At 72.7% G+C, this 23,996-nt stretch carries 24 protein-coding genes; 11 read left to right on the top strand and 13 right to left on the bottom strand.

What is annotated here, in order from left to right:
- Positions 1–39 precede the first annotated feature (39 nt).
- Positions 40–528, bottom strand: coding sequence for a helix-turn-helix domain-containing protein (locus NFU81_RS19985; RefSeq protein ID WP_251491790.1), 489 nt, complete (start codon positions 526–528; stop codon positions 40–42).
- A 164-nt stretch (positions 529–692) separates the two neighbouring features.
- Between NFU81_RS19985 and NFU81_RS19980 the strand changes: the two genes are divergently transcribed.
- Positions 693–947, top strand: coding sequence for a helix-turn-helix domain-containing protein (locus NFU81_RS19980; RefSeq protein ID WP_251491788.1), 255 nt, complete (start codon positions 693–695; stop codon positions 945–947).
- A 219-nt stretch (positions 948–1,166) separates the two neighbouring features.
- Positions 1,167–1,598 (top strand): DoxX family protein, encoded by a 432-nt coding sequence (locus tag NFU81_RS19975; RefSeq protein WP_251491786.1) that lies wholly within the window; start codon positions 1,167–1,169, stop codon positions 1,596–1,598.
- 103 nt (positions 1,599–1,701) lie between these two features.
- On the opposite strand, the gene NFU81_RS19970 is transcribed toward NFU81_RS19975, so the two are convergent.
- The gene (locus NFU81_RS19970; protein WP_251491784.1) at positions 1,702–3,177 is read right to left on the bottom strand and encodes an amidohydrolase family protein; all 1,476 of its coding nucleotides are present in this window, start codon (positions 3,175–3,177) and stop codon (positions 1,702–1,704) included.
- Positions 3,178–3,385: 208 nt separating this feature from the next.
- Here NFU81_RS19970 and NFU81_RS19965 point away from each other — a divergent pair, with 208 nt between their 5' ends.
- From NFU81_RS19965 to NFU81_RS19945, 5 genes are all read left to right on the top strand, one after another.
- Entirely contained in the window at positions 3,386–4,195 is an 810-nt protein-coding gene (locus NFU81_RS19965) for an IclR family transcriptional regulator domain-containing protein (RefSeq protein WP_251491782.1), read from the top strand.
- A 96-nt stretch (positions 4,196–4,291) separates the two neighbouring features.
- Positions 4,292–5,536: a CaiB/BaiF CoA transferase family protein gene (locus tag NFU81_RS19960; protein ID WP_251491780.1), complete on the top strand. Its 1,245-nt coding sequence runs from the start codon at positions 4,292–4,294 to the stop codon at positions 5,534–5,536.
- Entirely contained in the window at positions 5,529–6,362 is an 834-nt protein-coding gene (locus NFU81_RS19955; RefSeq protein WP_251491778.1) for a citryl-CoA lyase, read from the top strand. The genes NFU81_RS19960 and NFU81_RS19955 overlap by 8 nt, the downstream gene beginning before the upstream one ends.
- 1 nt (position 6,363) lies before the next feature.
- Positions 6,364–7,227, top strand: a complete 864-nt coding sequence (locus tag NFU81_RS19950; RefSeq protein ID WP_251491776.1) for a DODA-type extradiol aromatic ring-opening family dioxygenase — start codon at positions 6,364–6,366, stop codon at positions 7,225–7,227.
- On the top strand, positions 7,224–7,586 hold the full coding sequence (locus NFU81_RS19945) for a hypothetical protein (RefSeq protein ID WP_251491775.1): 363 nt from the start codon (positions 7,224–7,226) through the stop codon (positions 7,584–7,586). The genes NFU81_RS19950 and NFU81_RS19945 overlap by 4 nt, the downstream gene beginning before the upstream one ends.
- 28 nt (positions 7,587–7,614) lie before the next feature.
- Here NFU81_RS19945 and NFU81_RS19940 read toward each other — a convergent pair whose 3' ends face one another.
- From NFU81_RS19940 to NFU81_RS19920, 5 genes are all read right to left on the bottom strand, one after another.
- Positions 7,615–8,580 (bottom strand): STM4015 family protein, encoded by a 966-nt coding sequence (locus tag NFU81_RS19940; RefSeq protein ID WP_251491773.1) that lies wholly within the window; start codon positions 8,578–8,580, stop codon positions 7,615–7,617.
- A gap of 137 nt (positions 8,581–8,717) precedes the next feature.
- The gene (locus tag NFU81_RS19935) at positions 8,718–10,244 is read right to left on the bottom strand and encodes an MFS transporter (RefSeq protein WP_251491772.1); all 1,527 of its coding nucleotides are present in this window, start codon (positions 10,242–10,244) and stop codon (positions 8,718–8,720) included.
- Between the two features lie 72 nt (positions 10,245–10,316).
- The gene (locus tag NFU81_RS19930) at positions 10,317–11,003 is read right to left on the bottom strand and encodes a TetR/AcrR family transcriptional regulator (RefSeq protein WP_251491770.1); all 687 of its coding nucleotides are present in this window, start codon (positions 11,001–11,003) and stop codon (positions 10,317–10,319) included.
- A 139-nt stretch (positions 11,004–11,142) separates the two neighbouring features.
- Positions 11,143–11,778 carry a GNAT family N-acetyltransferase gene (locus NFU81_RS19925; protein ID WP_251491768.1) on the bottom strand — a complete coding sequence of 212 codons (636 nt, stop codon included), beginning with the start codon at positions 11,776–11,778 and terminating at the stop codon, positions 11,143–11,145.
- 25 nt (positions 11,779–11,803) lie between these two features.
- On the bottom strand, positions 11,804–12,661 hold the full coding sequence (locus NFU81_RS19920; protein WP_251491766.1) for a haloalkane dehalogenase: 858 nt from the start codon (positions 12,659–12,661) through the stop codon (positions 11,804–11,806).
- A gap of 101 nt (positions 12,662–12,762) precedes the next feature.
- Here NFU81_RS19920 and NFU81_RS19915 point away from each other — a divergent pair, with 101 nt between their 5' ends.
- From NFU81_RS19915 to NFU81_RS19905, 3 genes are all read left to right on the top strand, one after another.
- On the top strand, positions 12,763–13,218 hold the full coding sequence (locus NFU81_RS19915) for a MarR family winged helix-turn-helix transcriptional regulator (RefSeq protein ID WP_251491764.1): 456 nt from the start codon (positions 12,763–12,765) through the stop codon (positions 13,216–13,218).
- Positions 13,219–13,230: 12 nt separating this feature from the next.
- On the top strand, positions 13,231–13,977 hold the full coding sequence (locus NFU81_RS19910) for a hypothetical protein (RefSeq protein ID WP_251491762.1): 747 nt from the start codon (positions 13,231–13,233) through the stop codon (positions 13,975–13,977).
- Positions 13,978–14,159: 182 nt separating this feature from the next.
- On the top strand, positions 14,160–17,726 hold the full coding sequence (locus tag NFU81_RS19905) for a choice-of-anchor D domain-containing protein (protein WP_251491760.1): 3,567 nt from the start codon (positions 14,160–14,162) through the stop codon (positions 17,724–17,726).
- Between the two features lie 158 nt (positions 17,727–17,884).
- On the opposite strand, the gene NFU81_RS19900 is transcribed toward NFU81_RS19905, so the two are convergent.
- Positions 17,885–18,664, bottom strand: coding sequence for an oxidoreductase (locus NFU81_RS19900; RefSeq protein ID WP_251491758.1), 780 nt, complete (start codon positions 18,662–18,664; stop codon positions 17,885–17,887).
- 145 nt (positions 18,665–18,809) lie between these two features.
- Between NFU81_RS19900 and NFU81_RS19895 the strand changes: the two genes are divergently transcribed.
- Complete coding sequence (locus NFU81_RS19895) at positions 18,810–19,658, top strand: alpha/beta hydrolase (RefSeq protein WP_251491756.1); 849 nt, start codon at positions 18,810–18,812, stop codon at positions 19,656–19,658.
- On the opposite strand, the gene NFU81_RS19890 is transcribed toward NFU81_RS19895, so the two are convergent.
- The 5 genes from NFU81_RS19890 to NFU81_RS19870 all read right to left on the bottom strand — a co-directional run bounded on the left by NFU81_RS19890 (position 19,624) and on the right by NFU81_RS19870 (position 23,830).
- Entirely contained in the window at positions 19,624–19,872 is a 249-nt protein-coding gene (locus tag NFU81_RS19890; protein WP_251491754.1) for an SCO5918 family protein, read from the bottom strand. The genes NFU81_RS19895 and NFU81_RS19890 overlap by 35 nt on opposite strands.
- Before the next feature lie 32 nt (positions 19,873–19,904).
- Positions 19,905–21,383 (bottom strand): DEAD/DEAH box helicase, encoded by a 1,479-nt coding sequence (locus NFU81_RS19885; RefSeq protein WP_251491752.1) that lies wholly within the window; start codon positions 21,381–21,383, stop codon positions 19,905–19,907.
- 153 nt (positions 21,384–21,536) lie between these two features.
- Positions 21,537–21,740: a cold-shock protein gene (locus NFU81_RS19880; protein WP_010063087.1), complete on the bottom strand. Its 204-nt coding sequence runs from the start codon at positions 21,738–21,740 to the stop codon at positions 21,537–21,539.
- A gap of 244 nt (positions 21,741–21,984) precedes the next feature.
- Positions 21,985–22,338, bottom strand: a complete 354-nt coding sequence (locus NFU81_RS19875) for a MerR family transcriptional regulator (RefSeq protein ID WP_251491750.1) — start codon at positions 22,336–22,338, stop codon at positions 21,985–21,987.
- Between the two features lie 214 nt (positions 22,339–22,552).
- Positions 22,553–23,830 carry a L,D-transpeptidase gene (locus NFU81_RS19870; RefSeq protein WP_422665234.1) on the bottom strand — a complete coding sequence of 426 codons (1,278 nt, stop codon included), beginning with the start codon at positions 23,828–23,830 and terminating at the stop codon, positions 22,553–22,555.
- Between the last annotated feature and the right edge of the window lie 166 nt (positions 23,831–23,996).

The following is a 23,996-nucleotide window of genomic DNA, read 5'->3' as shown; positions in this document are numbered from 1 at the left end:
TCCGGCCCGCCCGGGCGCCGAGCCGCGGGCCTGCGCTGCCTACGGCGTCGGCTCGGCGCTCTCGTCCGCGGCGGGCCTGGCCACGTACGCGGTGATCCGGCCGGCGAGGGTGTCGTACTCGGACGTGGTCAGCCCGAGCCGCGCCTGCCGCAGGACGGCCTGCACCAGGTGCCACCGCTCGTCCACCCGGCTGCCGGGGCCGGCGCCCGCGTCGGCGCCCGGCCCGGCGGGTGCGGCGGCCGCGCCGGCCTCGGCGTCGCGCAGGGCGGTGGCCGCTCCGCCGCGCCCGGCCTCCTCCAGCTGCTCGGCCGTGACGCCGACCGCCCGCGCCATCCGCGCCAGCGTGTCGTCGGGGCTGCGGACCGGGACCTTCTCGCGGCTCACCACCTGGTAGCCGGAGACCAGCTGACGCCACCGCGTCTCGCTGATCCCCGACCGCCGTGCCGCCTCCCGCTGGGAGATCCGCATGGCGACCAGGGCGCGCTTGAGCAGCGCTCCCTCGGGTGGCGCTTCCGGGCGCTCAGTCATGCGGCGAGCTTCGCACAACTACGCATCTTGCGTCCACCACTTCGGGGGTATCGGACCCGGCAATTGCGGTCCCACCTGCGCATCTACGCATGAGTGCGCGGCATATTCCGCGTAGCGCGCGCGTACTACTTGTGCCACGCGCTACTACGCGCTACGTTCTCCTCATGGCGCGCCGCACCCGTACCCGTCCCAGCAGGCTCCACCAGGAGCCCGAGGCGGTCACCTGGGCGCGGCAGAAAGCGGGCCTCACCAAGCGCGCGCTCGCCGACCGGGTCGGCATCTCGGAGCAGCTGATGGGGGAGATCGAGTCCGGCTGGCGCAGCGCCACCCCGGCCAACCTCATCAAGATCGCCGCGGCGCTGAACTGCCCCCTGGTCGTCCTCGAACGCAAGCACCCCGCCACCACTTCCACCGACTGACCGACTGACCGACTGACCGGGCGGCCGGGACGCCCGGTGCGGCGGCGGGTGGAAGAGGTCCGGGGAAAGGGGTGGATGAGGACACGAGGCGGTGAACAGATTCCCCGGGGGTTACGTACCACTGGCCGGCAGACGTTCCCCGGAGAACCGGTCGCCGGTGCGGGGCCGGGTCGGGGGCGCCTCTGCCGACGTCCTTCCCCCCACACAAGGAGTGTCGTCATGGACACCGACATGCGGCTCGATGCCGCGCGCCCCTACGTCTTATCCCTGTACCGCATGGTCGTCGGCCTGCTCTTCGCCTCGCACGGAGCATCGAGCGTGCTCGGGGCCTTCGGCGGGCCTGACGGCGGACGGCCCGCCGTCGGCCACTGGCCGGGATGGTGGGCCGGGCTCATCCAACTGGGCTGCGGAGTCCTCGTCTTCGCCGGTATCGGCGAGGCCGGCACCCGTGTCGCCGCGCTGCTCGGCTCGGGGTCGATGGCCTATGCCTACTTCACGGTGCATCAGAAGCACGCGCTGTGGCCGATCCAGAACGGCGGCGAGCCGTCGGCGATGTTCTGCTGGAGCCTGCTGCTGATCACCGTGATGGGACCCGGCGCCTGGTCGCTGGCCCGTCTGGCCAGGAGACTCCAGCCGGCCGGGGCGCCGTAGCCGGAGCCGACCTGACGAACCCGCCCCCGCGGCCGGCCCCCACGCCGGACCGCGGGGGCGGTGCCGTCACCGCGGCCCGCGGCGTACGGGACCCGGCGGCCGCTCAGCCGCCGTGCGTGCCGCCGCTGCGGTAGTCGGTGTACGTGTACGGGTTGTCGAGGATCTTCGTCGCCGGCACGTCCGGGTTCATGCCGCGCGCCCAGGCCTCCTCGCCCAGCTCGCCGCGCAGGTGGTCGACGGTGGCCTCGACCGTCCGGCGGACGGCGGCCAGGTCGGTGTCCACCAGGCGGCCGTCGCGCTTCACGATGCGGCCGTCGACCAGGACGGTGTGCACGTCGGCGCGCTGGGCCTGGAAGGCCACGTGGCCGTGCGGGTTGAGCAGCGGGAAGGACACCGGCGAGTGGTCGTTCCTGATCAGGACGAGGTCCGCCTTCTTGCCGACCTCGACGCTGCCGAGGTCGGCCTCGCGGCCCAGTGCGCGGGCGCCGCCGCGGGTGGCCCACTCCACGACCTGGTCGGCGCGCAGCGCCGCGTGCGTGACGGTCTCGCCGAGCGCGTGCGCCTCCAGGTGCTCGCGGGAGCGGTCGGCGCCCAGGGTGGCGCGCATCGCGGAGAACAGGTCGCCGCTCCACCACACCGAGGTGTCCATCGACAGCGACACCGGTATGCCGTACGAGCGCAGCGCCCAGCTGGGCGGGTAGCCCTGGCCCGCGCTCTGCTCGCTCTCGGTGGACACCGAGACCGAACCGCCGGTGGCGGCGATGCGGTGGTAGGAGTCCGCGGACAGCGAGGCGCCGTGCACGTACACCGTCTCCGGCGTCATGAAGCCGTGCTGGTGCATCAGCCGGATGCCGTCGTCGCCGGTGGCGCCCCAGACGCCGGCGTGGGTGGTGACGGCCAGGCCCAGCTCGCGGGCGGCTTCGAAGGCGGGCTTCTCGGGGAAGGCCGGGTCGCCGGTGACGTCGAAGGCGAGCTGGAAGCCGAGCAGGTCGCCGCCGGTGGCGCGGCGCCGCATGAAGTCGCGGAATTCGGCCGTGCCGGTCCAGTCGGCGGGCGCTGCCTGGATGTTGCCGTAGGCGAGCACGAAGCGGCCGGGTACGGATACGAGCGCGTCGGCGGCGGCGTCGGCGTGCTCGGTGGTGCGCAGCCCGTGCGACCAGTCGACGGTGGTGGTCACGCCGGCGTCGAGCGCTTCGAGGGCACCGAGCAGGTTGCCCGCGTGGATGTCCTGCGGGCGGAAGATCCGGCCCCACTCCAGGTAGTACCAGACGAAGTACTGCGTGAGCGTCCAGTCGGCGCCGTAGCCGCGCATCGCGGTCTGCCACAGGTGGCGGTGGGTGTCGATCATGCCGGGCATGACGATGCCGCCGGCCGCGTCGATCTCGACGGCGCCGTCGGGGACGGCGAGGCCCGGGCCGATGGCGGCGATGCGGTCGCCGACGACCAGGACGTCGTGGCCGGTGAGGACCTGCCGGGTGGCGTCGACGGTCAGGACGGTGCCGCCGCGCAGGACGACGGGACGGCCGCCCGCGCCCCCGGTGCCGCTGCTCCCCGTGCCGCCTGTGGTGGGCCGGCTCATCGCCTCACGCTCCTTCGCGTTTTGCGTACACTCGTCCGCTGTGCGGACAGAGCCTCGGTGTCGCCACCTTCGCGCAGCCGCCCACCGCTGTCAATGCACCCTCCGGCCCGGGTTGCGGCAAGGCTGTCCGTCCCGCGGACAGCGGGGGTTACGCTTCGGGTGAGCCCGGGTCGCCGACAGCCGGGGCCGCTCGCGAGGAGGCCGTGTCATGGCGCGTACGGGAACCGGTCCCGACTTCATCGAGGCGCTGGCGCGCGGCCTTGAGGTCATCGCCGCCTTCCGCCCCGGCCGCCCCGCCATGTCGCTCACCGAGGTCGCCGCCGCGACGGGCCTGGCCCGCCCCACCGCCCGCCGCATCCTGCTCACGCTGGAGGAGCTGGGGTACGTACGGGCCGCCGAGCGCGGCTTCCGGCTGACCCCGCGGGTGCTCGAACTGGGCGTCGCCTATGTCCAGTCGATGGGCCTGTGGGACGTGGCGCGGCCGCATCTGGAGCGGCTGGTGGAGCGCACCGGCGAGTCCTGCTCGATCGCGCAGCTCGACGGCTCCGACATCGTCTACGTCGCCCGGGTGTCGGTGCCGAAGATCGTCTCCCTCGCCGTGCACGTCGGGACGCGCTTCCCGGCGCTTGCCACCTCGCTGGGCAAGGTGCAGCTGGCCGCGCTGCCGCCGGACGAGGCGGACGCGGTGCTGGCCGAGCCGACCCGGTCCGGCCTCACCGCCCGCTGGCAGCCGACCAGGGCCGAGCGGGACGCCGAGCTGCGGGACGTGCGGGCGCGCGGCTGGGCGCTGACCGACGAGCAGTTGACGCTCGGCATCCGGTCGGTCGCGGCGCCGCTGCGGGACGGCTCGGGCCGGGTGATCGCCGGGGTCAACGTCAACTGCCACGCCGCCGAGACGACGGTGGAGCATCTGGTCGAGCACCACCTGCCGCTGCTGCTCCAGGCGGCCGGCGACATCAGCGCGGACTTCGCGCGGGTGCAGGACGTCCCGCACGTCGGGGCGCGGGCGGTGTCGTAGCGCGGCGCCCGGGACCCTTGACCGGGCGTGCGGTCCGGCGCAGACTCATCCCAGCGGACACTGGTCCGCTGTGCGGACAGATGAGAGGCGAGGCGCATGGTGGACGACCCCGGGTCCGGCTCGACGGCCGGCGAGGGGGGCCACCCGCCGCCCGCGCCGGAACCCGGTGCGGGGCCGCTGGCCGGCATCCTCGTCGCGGACTTCTCCCGGGTGCTCGCCGGCCCCTACGCCACGATGCTGCTCGCCGATATGGGCGCCGAGGTCGTCAAGGTCGAGGGGCCGCAGGGCGACGAGACCCGCGGCTGGCGGCCCCCGGTCAGGGGCGACGCCTCCACGTACTACCTGGGCGTCAACCGCGGCAAGCGCTCCGTCGCGCTCGACCTGCACGACGCCGCCGACGCCGCGGCGGCCCGCGAGCTGGCCCGCCGCGCCGACGTCGTCATCGAGAACTTCAAGCCCGGCGGCCTGGCCGGGTACGGCCTGGACTACGACTCCGTCGCCGCCGCCAACCCGGGCGCCGTCTACGCCTCGATCAGCGGTTTCGGCACGGGTCCCGGGCGGCACGTGCCCGGCTACGACCTGATGGTGCAGGCCATCTCCGGGCTGATGAGCCTGACCGGCGACCCCGAAGGGCCGCCCTTCCGCGCCGGGATCTCCGTCTTCGACGTGATGGCCGGCAACCACGCCGTGATCGGCATCCTCGCCGCGCTGCGGCACCGCGACCGGACCGGGCAGGGCCAGCACGTCGAGGTCAACCTGCTGTCCTCCGCGCTGACCGGCCTGGTCAACCACAGCTCGGCCTACGCGGCGGGCGGCGTCGTCCCGTTCCGGATGGGCAACGCCCACCCCAGCGTCTTCCCGTACGAGCCGCTGCCCACCGCCGACAGCGACCTGATCGTGGCCGCCGCCAACGACGGGCAGTTCCGCAGGCTCTGCGACGTCCTCGGGCTGCCGGACCTCCCCGCCGACCCGCGCTTCGCGCACAACGCCGACCGCACCGCCCACCGCGAGGAGTTGCGGCCGCTGCTGGCCGAACGGCTCGCCACCCGGGGGGCGGTGGAGTGGTTCGAGGCGCTGACCGCGGCCGGCGTGCCGTGCGGGCCGATCAACACCATCGACGGCGGCTTCGCGATGGCGGAGCGCTTCGGGCTCGACCCGATCGTCGAGGTCGGCGAGGGCGACCGCGCGGTGCCCACCACCCGCAACCCGATCCGCTTCTCGGCCACCCCGGTCGGCTACCGCCTGCCGCCGCCCGAACTCGACGAGCACGGGGCGGAGTTGCGCGCCTGGCTGAGCGGCCCGGGCGAGCCCGCCGTGCGGAAGGGAGACGACCGTGGCTGACCGGCCCGTCTACGACACCGCCCTCGGCGCGTCCTCGCTGCACCACATCACGCTGCTCGGCCAGGACCTCGCCGCCGACGTGATGGGCGAGGTCGGCTTCGGCGAACTGGCCTTCTGGCTGGCCGCCCAGCGCCGCCCGACGCCCGGCCAGACCCGGGTCTTCGAGGCGGTGCTCGCCGCGCTCGCCGACCACGGCTACACCCCGACCGCCCTGGTCACCCGGCTGACGTACCTGTCCGCGCCCGACTCGGTGCAGGGCGCGCTGGCCGCCGGGCTGCTCGGCGGCGGCTCGCGCTTCCTCGGCGTCACCGAGGACTGCGGGCAGTTCCTGCACGAGGTGCTGGTCTCGGTGCAGGGGCCGCTGCCCGCCGACGACGCCGGCTGGGACGCGCTCGCCCTGCGTACGCTCGAACAGCGGCGGGAGGCGGGCCTGTTCGTGCCGGGCCTCGGCCACCACGTCCACAAGGAGGGCGACCCGCGCACCCCGCGGCTGATGCAGATCGCGGCGGAGGAGGACGTCCTCGGCCCGCACCTGGCCCTGTTCGCCGCGATCGGCCGGGTCCACCCGCAGGTCCTCGGCAGGACGCTGCCGCTGAACGGCGCCGGGGTCTGCGGCGCCGCACTCGCCGACCTCGGGCTGCCGCTGGAACTGCTGCGCGGCTTCGCGCTGCTGGCCCGTACCGCCGGGCTCATCGGCCAGCTCGCCGAGGAGCTGCGGCACCCGGTCGCCCGGGACATCCACCTGTCGGTGGACCTCAACAACCGCCCGGTGCCGCCCGATCCGTACACCCCGCCGCTGTTCCCCACGATCGACGAGGAGGGTTGAGATGGCCGAGCTGGTCGCGGTGATCGCATCCACCCACCATCCGTTCTACTACCGCGCCAGCACCGCCACGGGACCCGAGCGGCCGCCCTTCGCCGACGAGTGGGTGCGCAAGATCGAGGCGTTCAGGGCCACGCTCACCAAGGCCAGGCCCGACGTGCTGGTGATGGTCGGCTCCGACCACTTCCACCAGCTGTGGCTGGACAACATGCCGCAGTTCCTGGTCGGCAAGGCGCCCTTCTACGACGCCAACTTCCACAACGAGGAACGCGAGTTCGGGCTGCCGAAGATGCTGCTCAAGGGCCATGAGGAGCTGTCGGCCCACGTGCTGCGGGCGGGCCTGGACGCCGGCTTCGACCTGGCCTTCTCCAACGAGCTGCGGATCGACCACTCGATCACCTGCCCGATCATCACGCTGCGGCCCGAGGCGGACCTGCCGATCGTGCCCGTCTACACCAACATCTTCGCGCCGCCGCTTCCGCAGCCCAAGCGCTTCGTGCAGCTGGGCACCGCCCTGCGGGAGATCATCGAGTCCTGGCCGTCGGACCAGCGGGTCGCGGTGATCGGCACCGGCCACCTGTCGCTGGAGCTGGGCGGGCCGCGGCAGTTCGGGCCGCACGGACCTGACCCGGACTTCGACCGCAGGGCGGTCGGCTGGATAGCCGGCGGCGACATCGAGGAGTGCCTCGCCGAGGTCAGCCTGGAGAGCCTGCACGCACCGGGCAACGCCACCCACGGCTTCATGGACTTCATGCTGATGATGGGCGTCGCGGGCGAGGGCAGGAAGGCGGACTACGTCGACACCCTCGACCTCTTCCACACGATGGAGGCGTACTTCACCTGGTACCCGAACGGAGAGCCGGCGTGAGCAAGTACCTGCTGAACAAGTTCCTCTACACCGTCGACCGCGACCCGGCCCTGGTCGAGCGCTACCGCGAGGACCCGGTCGCCACCGTCGCGGACTGGGAGGCCGAGTACGCGCCCCGGCTGCTCAACTGCGTCGCGGGGGAGGCCACCACCTGGCTCGCCTTCGACGACACCGAGCGGGCGGCACTGGCCGCCCACGACTACCCGACGCTCTTCGAGCTGGGCGCCCACCCGTTCCTGACACTGACGCTCTTCATCGCGATGTTCGAGCGCGACCACGGCGAACCGCTCGGCTTCCAGCGGGAGTACGCCGAGCGGCTGGCCCATATGACGCTGCCCTACCCGGACATCAGCACCTGAGAACGGGCGGCGCCGGGCACGGGACGGGTCACTCGTCCACTGCGGTGTAGCGCTGCAGGACCCCGTGCTCGTCCTCCTCCTCCCGCACGGGCTCGTCGAGGTCGACCTCGACGCCGGCCGGCTCCAGCGCGTCCCGCAGTTGCCGGGCGGTCGCCGCGCCGATGAAGTGGTGGTGCAGGTCGAGCCAGGACAGGTGGGTCAGCGGCTGCCCGGCCAGCAGGGCCGCCGCGCCCTCGTCGCCGAGCGCCCCCAGCGACAGGTCGAGCGAGGCGAGCCGGGCGACGACCGGCGCGGTGGCGACCGCGCCGGCTATCCCGTCCTGGAGGGCGCTGTTGCGCAGGCCCAGGTGCCGCAGCGCGGGCAGCCGCTCGCCGGCCAGCAGCGGCGCGAGGTCGGCGACGGCCGCGTTACCGCCGCATTCGGGCACGCCGAGCCACAGCTCCAGGTACTCCAGCGCCGGCAGGTCGCTGGCGGCGACCGCCCGCACCACGCCGGCGGGCAGGCCGCCGGACTCGACGGCCAGCGTCCGCAGGTGCTCGTGCCGCACCGGGCCGAGCACCAGGTCCGCGCCGCCCCTGACGCCCAGCTCCTGCAGCCGCGGGTACGCGGTGAGCACCGGCGTCACGTCGCTCTGCGCGATCCAGGAGATCTCCGCCTCCTCCGGCACCACGTCGCCGAGGAAGACCGCGAGCAGCCCGGTCAGCTGCTCGCGCGCGCCGACCAGCAGCCCGACGGCCTCGCTCGAGTCCTCCGCGCAGACGTCGCCCCACTCGCCGACGACCAGCGCCCGTACCCCGGCCGGGTCCACCGCGGCCAGGAAGCGCTGCCACAGCTTCCCGTACGGCTCCTGCGCGGCCTCGTCCTCCGCGTCCGGGTCGACGCTCAGCCGCCAGGCCACCGCCCCGGTCTCCGGCAGCGCGTCGTCCTTCCCGGCGGCGGGGAAGTCGAAGACGGGCAGGCCGTGCAGTTCGTCCAAGTGCTCTACGGCGGACATGTCGTGGTCTCCTGACGCGGACGGCTCGGTAGCAGGCTTTTCTACCAACGCCGCCGCCCGGTGTCCGCGCCGGGTACGCCGCGAGGCCCCGCCCGGGTGGGGCGGGGCCTCGCTGTGCGCGGTGGCGGTCGGTGCGGTCAGTGCAGGACGACCGGCACCGACTCCTGCTCGGACGCGGACGTGGCGTCCGCGCCGTCGCTGGAGGCGACCTTCACGGTGCCGGGCCGGCCGGCGTTGATGAGGGTCAGGGCGATCAGCGCGGCGACCGCCTCGATGCCGACGGCCCACCAGATCGCGTGGGTGTAGCCGTGCACCAGACCCTGCGCCTGCAGCAGCTTCGCGCCGCCGGCGCCCGCCGCGTGCGAGGCCAGGTAGCCGGTGGTCGCGGACGCGGCGATCGTGTTCAGCAGCGCCGTGCCGATCGCACCGCCCACCTGCTGCGAGGTGTTGACCATCGCGGAGGCGACACCCGCGTCACGCGGCTGCACCCCGGTGGTGGCCAGCGACATCGCCGGCATGAAGGCCGTACCCATGCCCAGGCCCAGCAGGACCAGGCCCGGCAGGATGACGCCCGGGTAGGACGAGCCGACCTCCAGGCGGGTCAGCAGCAGCATCGCGATGGCGGCCACCGTGAATCCGGGGGCCATCAGCGCGCGGGCCGGCAGCCGGTTGACCAGCCGGGCGCCGATCTGCGTGGAGCCGACGACGAAGCCCATGACCATCGGCAGGAAGCCGAAGCCGGTCCTGATCGCGGAGTACCCCTGGACGACCTGCAGGTAGTAGGTCAGGAAGAGGAACACGCCGAACATGCCGATGATGGCCAGGCCCAGCGAGAGGTACGCGCCGCCGCGGTTGCGGTCGGTGACCACGCGCATCGGCAGCAGCGGGGTGCGGACCTTGGACTCGACCACCGCGAAGGTGGCGAGCAGCACGACGGCGGCGACGAACAGGCCGATGGTGGAGACGGACGACCAGCCGGCGGTCTCGGCGCGGGTGAAGCCGTAGACCAGCGAGATCAGGCCGGTCGTGGAGAGCAGCACGCCGGGGATGTCCAGCGGTGCGCGGTTGCGGCCGCCCTCCGGCTCACGGATGACGAAGTACGCGCCCAGGGCGGCGATGACCGCGAAGGGGATGTTGGCGAAGAAGGTCCAGCGCCAGTTCAGGTACTCGGTCAGCACGCCGCCGAGCAGCAGCCCGACCGCGCCGCCGCCGCCGGCGATGGCGCCGAAGATGCCGAACGCCTTGGCGCGCTCCTTGACGTCGGTGAAGGTCACCGCGAGCAGCGAGAGGGCCGCCGGTGCGAGCAGCGCGCCGAAGGCGCCCTGTGCGGCGCGCGAGGCGAGCAGCATGGCCTCGTTGCCGGCGAAGCCGCCGATCGCCGAGGCGAGGGCGAAGCCGGTCAGTCCGGTGACGAAGGCGCGCTTGCGGCCCCACTTGTCGGCGATGCGGCCGCCGAAGAGCAGCAGTCCGCCGAAGGCGAGGGCGTAGGCCGTGATGACCCACTGCTTGTTGGCGTCGGAGATGCCGAGGTCGCGCTGGGCGCTCGGCAGGGCGATGTTCACGATGGTCGCGTCGAGCACGACCATCAGCTGGGCGATGGAGATGAAGGCCAGCGCTTTCCAGCGCCGGGGATCGGGGAGCGCCGTTCGGGCGGTTTCAGACATGGAGGTATCCAGTTCGGTACGCGTGGAGCGGTGGAGCAGGCGACTGCTGCGCCTGGTGCTTTGCCTGGTGCTTTACGGGGTCCGCGTCGTCGCGTCGCCCGCTTCCTGGTGCGGGTACGAGTAGGGGGTCTTCAGTCCGTCGAGGAAGAGCTGCAGGTGGCGGTGGAGGTCGGAGCCGGTGCAGTCGATGCCGGGGAGCGGGCGGGTGAGCCGGGAGATGGCGACCATCAGGTCGTTGAGCGTCACGTCGGGCCGCAGCCGGCCGTCGGTCCTCGCCCGTTCCATCAGCTCTTCCAGCGCGGTCTCCAGCCTGGCGATCTGCGTGCCGATCTCGCCGGAGTGGGTGTCGTCACCGTTGACGAGCAGTCCGCACATGGCGCCGACGTTGTCGTCGACGGCGGCGTGCGCGAAGCGGCCGAGCGCGGCGCAGGAGTCGCCGCCCGCGGCGGCCACCGCGGCCTCCGCCTCGGCGCGGTCCGCGCTGCGGGACACGACCGCCAGCAGGACGGCGTGCACCAGGGCGCGGCGGTCGGCGAAGTGCCGGTAGAGCGTGGCGTTGCCGATGCCCGCGCGGCGGGCGATCTCGTCGAGCGGGGCGTCGGGCCCGTACTCGACGAACATGTCCCGTGCCGCCGCGACGATCCGCTCCCGGTTGCGCAGCGCGTCCGCCCGCACCCGAGGCACCCGAACCGCGGATGCACCCCCGCTCCCCTCCCGCACGTCGTCGGCCACGCCGGCGAGCTCAGCGACAGTGGTCACAGCGATCACTCCTCTCCACGTCCGGCACGGTAACCGGGGACCGCATCCCCGGTTTTTCATTCACGTGCATGTAACGGGGAGAGAGTCCCCGGATATTTCACCCGGCGAATGTGACCTGCGTCACACGAGGGAGCGGGCCTCAGGGCAGGACGTGCAGGGATTCCGATCCCACCGGGCGGAAGCCCGCCGACTGGAAGGCGCGGACGCTGCGGGCGTTGCCGGCGGCGATCTGGGCCCAGACGGGGGTGGGGGTCAGGTGGCGGGCGGCGGTGGCCAGGGTGCGGCCGAGGCCGCGGTGGCGGGCGGACTCCTCGACCTCGACGGCGGCCTCCCAGCGGCCGGCGACGCCGCGGCCGAGGACCAGCACGCCGCCGTCGGCCGCCCATACCCGTACGCCGTCCCGCCGTGTGCGTGCGCGTACGACCCGCGGATGGCCGGGGTCGTCGATCTCCCGCAGCGCCACGGGGGGCTCGCCCGGCAGCGGTCCCGCGACCGTCAGGAGGTCGATGGTGTCGGTCGTGCGGCCCGACCGTTCGAGCAGCGCGGCCAGGAACCGCGGGTTCATGGCCGCGGCCAGCGCGTCGCATCCGGCCGCGGCCAGCTCCGCCCGCACCCACGCCGGGTCCTCGTCGGTGAAGACGACCGAGTGCGCGGTGAACGCGATCACCCCCGCGTCCCGCACCCCGTCCTGCCCGAGGACGGTCACCCCGCCGTCCGCGGGCGGGAAGTCCCCGCCGGCCGCCGCCTCCAGAATCCCCGCCAGTGCGCTCCCCATGCGCCGCAGCGTAGACCCGTGGGCTTCAGCGCAGCCCGTGCGCGTCGGCCCACGCGGCGATCGCCGCCGCGATCTCGGCGGGGCGGTCCTCGGAGGCGTGGTGGCCGGCCGCGCCGCAGGGGACGGTGGTGAGTGCGGCGATGTGGTCGGCGCACCAGGGCGCGAGGTCCGGGGTGATCCCGAGGGTGGGGGAGCCGGTGAAGGTGAGCAGCAGCTTGGGGGTCTCGGGCGAGGCGGCCAGCCACTTGCCGTACGCCTCGATGCGCGGGATCAGCTCGGCGGGCTCGCCGTCGACGGGGATCTGGCGTGCCCAGGCGAGCAGCGGGCGGCGGCTCTCGACGGTGGGGTAGGGGGCCAGGTAGGCGGCGAGTTCGGAGTCGGCGAGCGGGGTCAGGACGCCGCCGGTGAAGGCGGTGCGGACCAGCCGGTTCTCGCCGCTGATCATCTCCTCGCCCAGGCCCGGGGTGCGCAGCATCCGGGTGCGCTCGCGGGACTGCGGTGAGAGTTCGGCGCCGGACAGCGGCTTGACGAAGGTCTCGAAGAAGGCGACGCCCGCGACCCGGTCCGGGTGCCGGGCGGCCCGGTCCAGGGCCAGGGCGCCGCCCCAGTCGTGGCCGACCAGCACCACCCGGTCCAGGCCGAGCGCGTCGAACCAGGCGTCGAGGTAGCGGGCGTGGTCGGCGAAGGAGTAGGGGATGTCGGGCTTGCCCGAGCGGCCCATGCCGATCAGGTCGGGGGCGAGGACGCGGCCGGCGCCGAGGGCGGGGGCGACGTTGCGCCACGCCCGGGACGAGCCGGGGTTGCCGTGCAGCAGCACCAGCGGCGTGCCGGTGCCGGTCTCCTCGTAGTGGATCGTCGAGTCGAGGACGTCGATGGTGGGCATGGGGAGCCTCCGGAGGCGCTAAGTGTTAGTCGCACTAACGTTTACGGCACTAACGAACGTACATCGTTAGTGGGACTAACGCAACGGACTACGATGCCGCCATGACCGACTCCCCCCGCCCCACCCCCGACCGGCTGCGCGCCCTGCCGAGCCGGCTGCTCGGCTTCGCCGCCCTGCACGGCGACCGGCTGGTGAGCGAGGGCCTGGCGGCGGTCGGCGCCCGCAAGTGGCACTACCCGGTGCTCGCCGCGCTCCAGGAGTACGGCCCCGCCAGCCAGGCCGAGTTGAGCCGGCGGGCCAGGATCTACCGCAGCGACCTGGTCGCGGTGCTCAACGAACTGGCCGACGACGGCTACGTCGAGCGCACCCCCGACCGCGCCGACAGGCGGCGCAACGTCATCACCCTCACCGATCGGGGCCGACGCCGTCTGGACCAGCTCGACGGCCTGATCGACACCTTCCAGGGCGAGTTGCTCGCCCCGCTCACCGCCGACGAGCGCGACGAGCTGGTTCGGCTGCTGACCGTGCTGGTCGCCCACCACGGCGAACGGATGTGAGAGGAGCCGGCGGTGATATCGGAGCCGGAGCTGACGGGAGGTCCCGACGAGGGCGGGGCCGAGGTGATCAGCGACGCGGACCGGGCGCCGCGGTGGGGCGGGGCGCGGCGCCCGTGGGTGTGGGGCGTCGGCGGGGTGCTGCTGGCGTCCGCGGTGTGGGCGGGCGGGCTGCGGGCGTGGTCGGCCGAGCACGGCGGGCCGCCCGACCTGCACGGCTACGTCCTCGGTGACAGCCCCTGCGCGGGCAGCACGCTGGCCCCGCTGACCCGGGCGCTGCACGCCTCGTACAGCACGGCGGTGACGCCGGCGGCGGCCCGGCTCGGCCCTGTCCTCGACCAGATCCGCTGCTCCCTGTCGGTGGGCGCACCCGACGGCGCCGGCGGTACGGCCTCCTACGACGTCTTCGTGACCATCGACCTGCACAAACGGACCGACCCGCGGGCGGAGTTCGAGGACCAGGCGCAGATCGACGGCTCGGACCTGACGCCGGTGAAGTCCGTGCGCAAGGTCACCGGGCTCGGCGACGAGGCGGTCGCGCAGACGCTCAGCCGGCTCAGCGAGGAGCTCAAAGTCCTGCACGGCGGCGCGGTGTTCACCCTCACGCTCACCGGCTACACCACCGACTACGTCTCCGACGACACGCTCGGCGCGCTGCACGGCGGACCGCGCCATGTCGCCTCGGACATCGGACGTTTCGAACCCGCCCTGGTCGAGGCGATGCGGAATGTGATGAAAGACCAGGCTTCGCCCAGGAGTTGACCTGTTGCGGCGGAAATCGGCTCCACGCCACTGAGCGCAGGATCTTGCGCAAGAAAGTTACTTTCTCGCAATGATGAGCGTGGATATTGCGGACCGGTGTCCGCGACATTACGGTGCCCCTTGCGTTGACGCTCCACCCCCACCGGTGCAGACCCGGCATTCTGTGTCGAAAGGAGCCCGTGATGTTCCGTGAACCCCCCCACCCCCGAGGCCGGCTGAGACGAGCGGTCGCCGTCGTCGGCAGCACCGCGCTGCTGACCACCGGCGGCGTGCTCGCGCTGAGCGCCGCCGCCCCCGCCTACGCCGCCGCCACCGGCGGCAGCGGCGCGAACCTGCCCTACGTCGAGGTGCAGGCCGAGAGCTCCGCCACCAACGGCAGCCAGATCGGCCCGAGTTGGGCTGCGGGCCAGCTCGCGGACGAGGCGTCGTACCGCAAGGCGGTGACCCTGTCGGGCAGCGGGAAGTTCGTCACCTTCACCACCCCGGTGGCGACCAACTCGATCGACTTCCGCTACAGCATCCCCGACGGCTCGGGCGGCTCGGTCTACACCGCCCCGCTGTCCTTCGCCATCAACGGCACCGCGCAGCCCGACTTCACCCTGACCAACGCCTACAGCTGGTACTACGGCAGCTACCCGTTCACCAACCAGCCGGGCAGCAACCCGCACCACTTCTACGACGAGGTCCACCGGCTGCTGCCGCAGACCTATCCGGCCGGCACCACCTTCACGTTGCAGACCGGCGGCGGCAGCGCCGTCACCACCATCGACTTCGCCGACTTCGAGCAGGTCGGCGCGGCCCTCCCGCAGCCGTCCGGCTCGGTGTCGGTCACCAGCAAGGGCGCCGACGCGACCGGCGGCGCCGACGCGACGGCGGCCTTCAACGCGGCCATCGCCGCTGCCGGTTCCGGCGGCACCGTGTGGATACCGCCGGGCACGTACAACATCCCCGGGCACATCATCGTCAACAACGTGACGGTGGCGGGCGCCGGCATGTGGTACTCGACGGTCAAGGGCTCGGCCCCCGGCTTCTACGGCAACTACCAGCCGAACCCGAGCAGCAACGTGCACCTGCAGAACTTCGCCGTCTTCGGCGACGTGCAGGAGCGCAACGACGGCGCGCAGGTCAACGGCATCGGCGGCGCGCTCAGCAACTCCACGGTCTCCAGCGTGTGGATCGACCACCTCAAGGTCGGCGCCTGGATGGACGGGCCGATGGACAAGCTGACCTTCACCGGGATGCGCATCCGCGACACCACGGCCGACGGCATCAACTTCCACGGCGGCGTGACCAACTCGACGGTCACCAACAGCGAGATCCGCAACACCGGTGACGACGGCATCGCCACCTGGGCGGACTCCGCCCTCGGCGCCGACGCCAACGACACGATCTCCAACAACACCGTCGAGACGCAGATCCTCGCCAACGCCATCGCGATCTACGGCGGCCACGACAACACCGTCAGCGGCAACCTGGTGATGGACACCGGCCTCGCGCAGGGCGGCGGCATCCACGTCGGCCAGCGCTTCACCTCCACGCCGGTCGGCACCACCAACATCACCGACAACACCATGATCCGTGCCGGCAGCCTCGACCCGAACTGGCAGTTCGGCGTCGGCGCGCTGTGGTTCGACGGCAGCCAGGGCGCCATCACCGGCCCGATCAACGTCACCAACGCGCTGATCCAGCAGAGCCCCTACGAGGCCGTGCAGTGGGTCGAGGGCACGGTGAGCGGGGTCAACCTCAACAACGTGACCATCGCCGGCACCGGCACCTTCGCGCTGCAGGAACAGACCGGCGGCGCCGCGAAGTTCACCAACGTCACCGCGACCGGCGTCGGCGCCTCCTCGCCGGTCTACAGCTGCGAGGGCGGCAACTTCGTCGTCACCGACGGCGGCGGCAACTCCGGCATCACGGGGACGCCCTTCTGCGGCGGCTTCCCCGCCCCGGTCTTCCCGCCCTACCCGGCCAGCGGCGTCACCGCCACCCCGGGCGCGCTCGACTTCGGTGCTGTCGCGACCGGTTCGACCAGCGCCGCGCAGACCGTGACCGTGTCCAACCCGACCGGCTCCGCCGCCGCCGTCTCCGCGCTGTCCGCCTCCGGCGACTTCGCGCAGACCAACACCTGCGGCAGTTCGGTGCCTGCCAACGGCTCGTGCACCGTCAGCGTCACCTTCAAGCCGACCGCGGCCGGCACCCGTACCGGCACGCTGACCGTCACCGCGGGCGGCAACACCTCCACCGTCACGCTGAGCGGCACCGGCACCGCGCCCGGCCCGGTGCTCAACACCAACCCGGCGAACCTGTCGTTCGGCGGCACGGTCGTCGGTTCGACCGCCGCCCCGCAGACGGTGACCGTCACCAACTCCGGCACCACGGCCGCCACCGTCTCGGCCGTCGCCGCCACCGGTGACTTCACCCAGACCAACAACTGCTCCTCGCTCGCGGTCGGCGCGTCCTGCGCGGTGACCGTGACCTTCAAGCCGACCGCCGGCGGCACCCGCAACGGCACGCTGACGCTGACCAGCAACGCCAACAACAGCCCGACCACGGTCGCGCTGAGCGGCGCCGGCATCGACAGCGCCACCGACGTCGCCGCCGGCCGCCCGGCCACCGCGAGCTCCACCAACGGCACCTTCGCGCCGGGCAACGTCACCGACGCGGACGCCTCCACCTACTGGGAGAGCGCCAACGGCGCCTTCCCGCAGTGGGTGCAGGTCGACCTCGGCCAGAACTACAGCGTCGGCAAGGTGACGCTGCGGCTGCCGCCGTCCACCGCGTGGGCGACGCGTACGCAGACGCTGTCCGTCCAGGGCTCCACGGACGGCACCTCCTTCAGCACCCTGTCGCCCTCCGCGGTGCGGACCTTCGACCCCAACACCGACAACAACACGGTGACCGTCACCTTCACCGCGGCCACCGCCCGCTACGTACGGATCAACGTCACCGCCAACTCCGGCTGGAGCGCGGCCCAGCTGTCCGGGCTCTCGGTCTACCCCGGCGGCGGCACCAACCCGTCGTCCGCGACCCTGGCGGTCACCCCGTCCTCGCTCACCTTCGCCGCCCAGGCGCCCGGCACCACCAGCGGCGCCCAGAACGTGACGGTGACCAACACCGGTTCGGCCGCGGCCTCGATCAGCTCGGTCTCCGCCTCCGGCGACTTCACGCAGACCAACACCTGCGGCAGCTCGCTCGCCGCGGGCGCCGCCTGCACGGTCGCGGTGAAGTTCGCCCCGACCGCGTCCGGCACCCGCACCGGCACCCTGACGATCACCAGCAACGCGACCAACAACCCCACCACCGTGGCCCTGACCGGCACCGGAACCGGCACGGTCAGCACGAACCTGGCGGCCGGCCGGCCGACCAGCGAGTCCAGCCACACCGACGTCTACCCGTCGTCCAACCTCACCGACGGCAACCAGGCCAGCTACTGGGAGAGCGCCAACAGCGCCTTCCCGCAGTGGGCGCAGGTCGACCTCGGCTCCGCGCAGAGCGTCAGCAGGGTCGTCCTGCAGCTGCCGGCCGGCTGGGGCTCGCGCAACGAGACGCTGTCGATCGGCGGAAGCACCGACGGCAGCAGCTTCAGCACCCTGAAGTCCTCCGCGTCCTACGCCTTCACCCCGGGCGCGAACAACACCGTCACGATCACCTTCACCGCGGCGACCGAGCGGTACGTGCGGGTGACGGTCACCGCCAACGACGGCTGGCCCGCGGGCCAGCTCTCCGAGGTCCAGGTGTGGAACACCTGACACGCGCCGCCCGCTGAACGCCAGGGCCGCCGGGTGCATGGGCACCCGGCGGCCCTGTGCACGTCGCCGCCGCTGACCGGGCCGGAACGGATCTCAGCAGGCCGGGACGCCGCTCACCGGGACGCCGCTCACCAGGCCGGGGATCACCAGGCAGGAGCTCACCAGGTCGGGATGAAGCCGCCGTCGATCGTGAAGTCGCTGCCGGTGATGTTGGCGGCGCGGTCGCCGGCCAGGAAGAGCACCAGGTCCGCGACCTCCGCGGGGCGGGAGAAGCGGCCGGTCGGCATCCCCTGCGAGGTCTGCTCGATGACGTCCTTGGCCGCGCCGCCCGAGGCCGCCGACACCGTCGCCGCCACACCCCCGCTGCCCAGCCACAGGTCGGTCTCCACCGGCCCGGGGCTCACCGTGTTGAGCCGCACGCCCTTCGGCCCGACCTCCTTCGACAGCGCCTTGGAGAAGGCGACCAGCGCCGCCTTGCCCGCGCTGTAGTCGATGACCATCGGGTCGGGCAGCGTCGCGTTGACCGACGCGACCGTCACCACGGAGCCGCTGCCGGCCTCCAGCATCAGCGGCAGCGCGGCCCGGGTGACCCGCACCGCGGCCAGCAGGTTCAGGTCGACCGTCCGCTGCCACTCCTCGTCGGTGACCGACAGGAAGCCGCCGGTGCGGACCGGGGCGGTGCCCACGTTGTTGACCAGCACGTCGACCCGCCCGCCGGCCGCGTCCACCAGCCGCCCGGCCGCCGCCGGATCCGCCAGGTCGGCCCGTACCCACTCGACGCCGCCGCCCGCGACCAGCGCGTCCAGCTCCGCCGAGGTCCCCCGCGACCCCGCGAGCACCCGCGCGCCCGCCCCCGCGAGCGCCGCCACCACGGCCAGCCCGATCCCCTTGCTCGCCCCGGTGACCACGGCGGTCCTGCCCTGCAGCTCGCCACTCATCGTGCGTCCACTCCTCGTAAGTGCGGAATCCGTGCTGCTACGGATGCTAGGGCGAGGACCAGCTGTTGCCGGGGCCTGCGGAGGCCGGTGCCCGGTGTCGTACCCTGACAGCCCCCTGACCGGCCCCGTCGGAGAGTTGACGCACATGCCGCAGCCCGACCTGCTGACCCAGTTGCGCGACGGTGCGCGCGAGCGGCGCCTGACCCGTCCCAAGGGGCCGGAGCTGGCGTCCGTCGAGGACCTCGCCGGGCCCGGCGGGGTGCCGCTGCGGCGCTACCGGCCCGGCGGCCCGGGTCTGCCGCTGCTGGTCTTCCTGCACGGCGGCGGCTTCGTCTTCTGCGACCTGGACACCCACGACCGCACCTGCCGCCGTATCGCCCGCGCCTGCGACGTCGACGTGCTGGCCGTCGACTACCGCCTCGCCCCCGAGCACCCGCACCCCGCCGCGCTGGACGACGCCGTCGCCGTCCTGGCCTGGGCGCGGCCGGACGCGGTCGCCGGGGACAGCGCCGGCGGCTTCCTCGCCGCGGCGGCCTGCCTGGCGCTCCGGGACGCGGGCGGCCCGCTGCCCGGCCTCCAGGCCCTGATCTGCCCCAACACCGACCTCACCCTCAGCCGGCCCTCGATCACCGAGAAGGGCACCGGATACGGCCTGGACGCCGACACGCTGGCCTTCTTCGCCGCCTCCTACGTCCCCGACCCCGCCGCCCGCGCCGCCGCGAGCCCGCTGCACGCCCCCGACCTGGCGGGCCTGCCGCCCGCGCTGGTCGTCACCGCGGAGCACGACGCGCTGCGCGACGAGGGCGAGGCCTACGCCGAGCGGCTCGCGGCCGCAGGCGTCCCCGTACGCCTGCGCCGCGAAGCCGGGCTCCCGCACGGCTTCATCCAGGGCATGGACCTCACGGACGAGTCCGCCGCCGCGGCCCACACCCGCTTCTTCACCGACCTGCGCGAACTCGTCAGAGCGTCGGCGCAGGCGCCGGGTGGCAGGTGAAGCCCAGCCGGGTCAGGGCGCGGACGATCTCCGTGGTCGTGAAGTCGCGCCGGTCCTGACGGGTGATGATCGCCCCGACCTGCTTGACGGGGTACTGCTTGCGGCCGATGGTCACCGAGGCGTCGGTGACCGGCTCGGGCTTGATGCCGCTCATGGACTTCTCGACCTCCTCCTTGACGAGGTCGAAGGAGAAGTGGGCGATGACGCAGCGCATGATGCCTCCGCAGTGTGCGAGAAGGGGGACGTTCAGGACCTGCGGCGTGCGGGCCGGCGCCCGTACCGCGACCGGGGGGACCCGGCGGACCCGGGGGAGGAGGGCGCCGGCGTCACGGGCACCGGGATGCCGGACGGCGCCTGCGCACCGGTGATGCGCGACAGCTCGGCCTCACCGGAGCGCACCTGGGTGACCTCGGGGGTGATGCCCGCCGCGGCCATGAGCCGCGCCATCTCCCGCCGCTGGTGCGGCAGCACCAGCGTGACCACGCTGCCCGACTCGCCCGCGCGGGCGGTCCGGCCGCCCCGGTGCAGGTAGTCCTTGTGGTCGCTGGGCGGATCGATGTTGACGACCAGGTCGAGGTCGTCGATGTGGATACCGCGGGCCGCGACGTTCGTGGCGACCAGCGCGGTGACGTCACCGGTCTTGAAGCGGGCCAGCGTCCTGGTGCGCTGCGGCTGGGACTTGCCGCCGTGCAGGGCCGCGGCCCGCACCCCGCTGTTGAGCAGGTGCGTGGTGAGCCGGTCCACCGCGTGCTTGGTGTCCAGGAAGAGCAGCACCCGCCCGTCGCGCGCGGCGATCTCGGTGGTGGTGGCGTACTTGTCGGCGTCGTGCACGTGCAGCACGTGGTGCGTCATGGTGGTGACCGCGCCGGCCGCCGGATCGACCGAGTGCACGACCGGGTCGTTCAGATAGCGCCTGACCAGCAGGTCGACGTTGCGGTCCAGGGTGGCGGAGAACAGCATCCGCTGCCCCTGCGGGCGCACCTGGTCCAGCAGCTTGGTGACCTGCGGCATGAAGCCCATGTCGGCCATCTGGTCGGCCTCGTCGAGCACCGTGATGCCGACCTCGTCGAGCCGGCAGTCGCCGCGTTCGATCAGGTCGGCCAGCCGCCCGGGCGTGGCGACCACGATCTCGGCGCCGCGCCGCAGCGCCATCGCCTGCCGGCCGATGGACATGCCGCCGACCACGGTGGTGAGCCGCAGCTGCAGCGGGCGGGCGTACGGGGTGAGGGCGTCGGTGACCTGCTGGGCCAGTTCCCTGGTCGGGACCAGGACCAGGCCGAGCGGGCGGCGCGGCTCCGCGCGCCGGCCGACCTGCGCGGTGCGGATCAGCAGCGCGAGCCCGAAGGCCAGCGTCTTGCCCGAGCCGGTACGTCCCCTGCCGAGCACGTCGCGCCCGACGAGGGTGTTGGGGAGCGTGGCGGCCTGGATCGGGAACGGCTCGGTCACGCCCTGGGCGGTGAGCGCGTTCAGTACCGGCTGGGGTATCGGCAGCTCGGCGAAGCCCGCGACCGCGGGCAGTGCCGGAGTGATCGTGACCGGCATGGCGAATTCACCCTGCCGGGCGGCACCGGGACGGGTGCCCTGCCGCTGCGGCCCACCGCTGCGGCCGCCACCGCCACCGCCGCCGCGGCCCGGCGTACGGCTTCCGCCGCCGGAGCCGGCCGATCCGCGCGTGCCGCGCGATGTCCTGGAATATCGTTCGCTGTCGCGAGCCTGGCGAGTCATACAAGCCTTTCCTCGATGCGGCGCGTATCGAGGAATTCCCGGGTGCCGCCGGCCGTGTTCTGGCCGTGCGCGGGGAATTGCAGGAACGGGCCGGAACACGAACCCGGGTCCGCACCCGAAGGTGCGGACCCGGTTGTGCTGATGCGGGGTGCGTCAGGCGGGAACGATGTTCTCGGCCTGCGGACCCTTCTGGCCCTGGGTGACGTCGAAGGTCACCTTCTGGCCTTCCTGCAGCTCACGGAAGCCGGAGGCAGCGATGTTGGAGTAGTGGGCGAAGACGTCGGCGCCGCCGCCGTCCTGCTCGATGAAGCCGAAGCCCTTTTCCGAGTTGAACCACTTCACGGTGCCAGTAGCCATGTTACTTAATTCTCCTTGGGGCAATGCCGCCGGGCTCGCACTGCGCAAACCCGGTGTCGCCGAGATGATTACCCCGTCCGGAGAAAAGCACCGGAGTCAAAGCTTTGGGAACCACGACTGCAACTGGTTCCACCGTAGCACGGCGCAACCGGGCGGGCACGGGAACGAATTTCGCTGAGCCCGCCGCTCCATAAACCCTCTGCGGGGGTTCCGATGATTTCTGCCGTGGCGGGGACAGAAATCCTCAGGCGTCGGGGTCCGCCGAGTCGTCGCCGGCCGGCAGCCGGCCGCGCATCTCCTCGTTGAGCCGCCGGGCCTCCTCCAGCTGGTCCTCCAGGATGACGATCCGGCACGCGGCCTCGACCGGGGTACCGGAGTCGACCAGCTCACGGGCGCGGGCGGCGATCCGCAGCTGGTAGCGGGAGTAGCGGCGGTGACCGCCCTCGGACCGCAGCGGGGTGATCAGCCGCGCCTCGCCGATGGCACGCAGGAAGCTCGGGGTGGCGCCGATCATCTCCGCGGCGCGGCCCATCGTGTACGCCGGGTAGTCGTCGTCGTCCAGCCGGTCGGCGGCCCGCGGCGGGGGTTCAGGGGGCACGTGCACCTCTTGTGGATTGCGCCGGGCTTGGCCCGGCCGCACAAGGAATCCTACCGGGACGACGACAGCATTTCACCCCCACCCACTGCCTGCCCGAGGGCGAGTCCGGCCGCGATCACCGGGAGGGTCCGGCGGGAAGCCGCAGGCCCCGACCGCGGTGGAAGCGGTCGGGGCCTGCGGCGTGCACGGTGTGGGAGAGGTCAGAGCGTGCGGATCAGTGCTCGACCCACTGGGACCAGTCCATGTTCCAGCCGTTGATGCCGTTGTCGGGCTGGATCACCTTGTCCGGGGAGTTCACGACCTGGACGACGTCGCCGATCATCGAGTGGTTGTAGAACCAGGCGGCTGGGGTGTTCGGGTCGCCGCCGCCCTTGACGTCGTGCAGGCCGACGCAGCCGTGGCTGGTGTTCTCGTGGCCGAAGGTGGACACGGGGCGCCAGTAGTTGCCGTGGGTGTAGGTGCCGGAGTCCGACAGCCGCATGCCGTGCGGGACGTCCTTGATGCGGTAGGCGTTGCCCAGTCCCACGGACTGGGAGTCCATGTCCACGACCGGTTCCTTGCTCTCGATGACCATCTTGCCGTTGTAGGTGGTGTGCTGGGCGTCACCGAGGCTGGTGGGGAAGGTCTTGTAGACCGCGCCGTCACGGTAGATCGTCAGCATCTTCGTCTTGTTGTCGGCGACAGACGTCTGCGAGCGGCCGATGGTGAAGGTCACGTCCTTGTACTGGGCGCCGTAGGACGTCTTGGACGTCTTCACGCCGTCGAGCTTGAGGTGCAGCGTGACCTTCGTCCCGGGCTTCCAGTAGTTAGCGGGCCGGAAGTCGATGCGCTGCGAGCTGAACCAGTGGCCCTCGACCGGGACGCTGGGCTCGGCGGTGACGGTGATCGCGTGGCGGACGTCGGCCTGGTTGGTGACCGCCTTGTTGAAGCGGATCGACACCTCCATGCCCACGCCGTACGTCGCACCCTGGTCGACGTTGAAGATCCCGTAGTTGGTGGCCGTCGACGCCGGCGTCAGCGTGGTGAACGACGACTGCTCGCTCGCCGCCTTGCCGTCGGCGTCCGTGGCGGTGGCGGTGACCGCGTAGGTGGTGTGGGTGCGCAGCGCGCCCTTCGGCGTCCAGCTGGACCCGTCGGCGGATATCGCGCCGTCGACCGGGGTGCCGTCCTTGGCCGTCACGGCGACCTTGGTCAGCTTGCCCTTGGCGGCCGACACCTTCAGCGCGCCCGAGGTGTCCACGCCGGTGGCACCGTCCTTGGGCAGCACGCTGACCGTCGCCTGCGAGCCGTCGGCCGTGGCCGCGCCGCTCGACGAGGCCCCGTTCTTACCGTCCTGCGCGCTGGAATGCGCGTCCGCGTTGCCCCCGCACGCCGCGGCGCCGAGCAGGACGGCGCCCAGGGCGAGCGCCATGAGCCCCCTCCTGCCGCGTGCCCCCCGTACGCCCCGGCGCCCCGCCCAGGTGGCGGTGTCGGCCGCCGTCTGCTCCGTCATCACTCGTGTCTCCCCATTTCCGCAAAGGTCGCACTCTAGGAGAGCGCATCCGGGGTCCGCGGTTGCGGCTATTACATGACTGATACGTCACGTTCCCCGGCGCCGTTCACCCGGGGTGCCTTTGGCGGTCCTCCCCCGACCACCTGGGAGCCCCCTCGCGCCCCCG

Source organism: Actinacidiphila cocklensis, from assembly GCF_907177275.1.
In the GTDB taxonomy this organism is placed as follows: Bacteria; Actinomycetota; Actinomycetes; order Streptomycetales; family Streptomycetaceae; genus Actinacidiphila; species Actinacidiphila cocklensis.
The sequence above is the reverse complement of the archived record's forward strand: the minus strand, read 5'-3'. Positions and strand labels throughout refer to the sequence as shown.

Excerpts from the sequence above, each read along its gene's own strand:
- NFU81_RS19960 (WP_251491780.1), top strand. The coding sequence starts at position 4,292 with ATGGTGGACGACCCCGGGTCCGGCTCGACGGCCGGCGAGGGGGGCCAC.
- NFU81_RS19885 (WP_251491752.1), bottom strand. The coding sequence starts at position 21,383 with ATGACTCGCCAGGCTCGCGACAGCGAACGATATTCCAGGACATCGCGC.
- NFU81_RS19975 (WP_251491786.1), top strand. The coding sequence starts at position 1,167 with ATGGACACCGACATGCGGCTCGATGCCGCGCGCCCCTACGTCTTATCC.
- NFU81_RS19950 (WP_251491776.1), top strand. The coding sequence starts at position 6,364 with ATGGCCGAGCTGGTCGCGGTGATCGCATCCACCCACCATCCGTTCTAC.
- NFU81_RS19935 (WP_251491772.1), bottom strand. The coding sequence starts at position 10,244 with ATGTCTGAAACCGCCCGAACGGCGCTCCCCGATCCCCGGCGCTGGAAA.
- NFU81_RS19915 (WP_251491764.1), top strand. The coding sequence starts at position 12,763 with ATGACCGACTCCCCCCGCCCCACCCCCGACCGGCTGCGCGCCCTGCCG.
- NFU81_RS19890 (WP_251491754.1), bottom strand. The coding sequence starts at position 19,872 with ATGCGCTGCGTCATCGCCCACTTCTCCTTCGACCTCGTCAAGGAGGAG.
- NFU81_RS19985 (WP_251491790.1), bottom strand. The coding sequence starts at position 528 with ATGACTGAGCGCCCGGAAGCGCCACCCGAGGGAGCGCTGCTCAAGCGC.
- NFU81_RS19925 (WP_251491768.1), bottom strand. The coding sequence starts at position 11,778 with ATGGGGAGCGCACTGGCGGGGATTCTGGAGGCGGCGGCCGGCGGGGAC.
- NFU81_RS19900 (WP_251491758.1), bottom strand. The coding sequence starts at position 18,664 with ATGAGTGGCGAGCTGCAGGGCAGGACCGCCGTGGTCACCGGGGCGAGC.
- NFU81_RS19980 (WP_251491788.1), top strand. The coding sequence starts at position 693 with ATGGCGCGCCGCACCCGTACCCGTCCCAGCAGGCTCCACCAGGAGCCC.
- NFU81_RS19895 (WP_251491756.1), top strand. The coding sequence starts at position 18,810 with ATGCCGCAGCCCGACCTGCTGACCCAGTTGCGCGACGGTGCGCGCGAG.
- NFU81_RS19870 (WP_422665234.1), bottom strand. The coding sequence starts at position 23,830 with ATGACGGAGCAGACGGCGGCCGACACCGCCACCTGGGCGGGGCGCCGG.
- NFU81_RS19880 (WP_010063087.1), bottom strand. The coding sequence starts at position 21,740 with ATGGCTACTGGCACCGTGAAGTGGTTCAACTCGGAAAAGGGCTTCGGC.
- NFU81_RS19920 (WP_251491766.1), bottom strand. The coding sequence starts at position 12,661 with ATGCCCACCATCGACGTCCTCGACTCGACGATCCACTACGAGGAGACC.
- NFU81_RS19965 (WP_251491782.1), top strand. The coding sequence starts at position 3,386 with ATGGCGCGTACGGGAACCGGTCCCGACTTCATCGAGGCGCTGGCGCGC.
- NFU81_RS19970 (WP_251491784.1), bottom strand. The coding sequence starts at position 3,177 with ATGAGCCGGCCCACCACAGGCGGCACGGGGAGCAGCGGCACCGGGGGC.
- NFU81_RS19940 (WP_251491773.1), bottom strand. The coding sequence starts at position 8,580 with ATGTCCGCCGTAGAGCACTTGGACGAACTGCACGGCCTGCCCGTCTTC.
- NFU81_RS19905 (WP_251491760.1), top strand. The coding sequence starts at position 14,160 with ATGTTCCGTGAACCCCCCCACCCCCGAGGCCGGCTGAGACGAGCGGTC.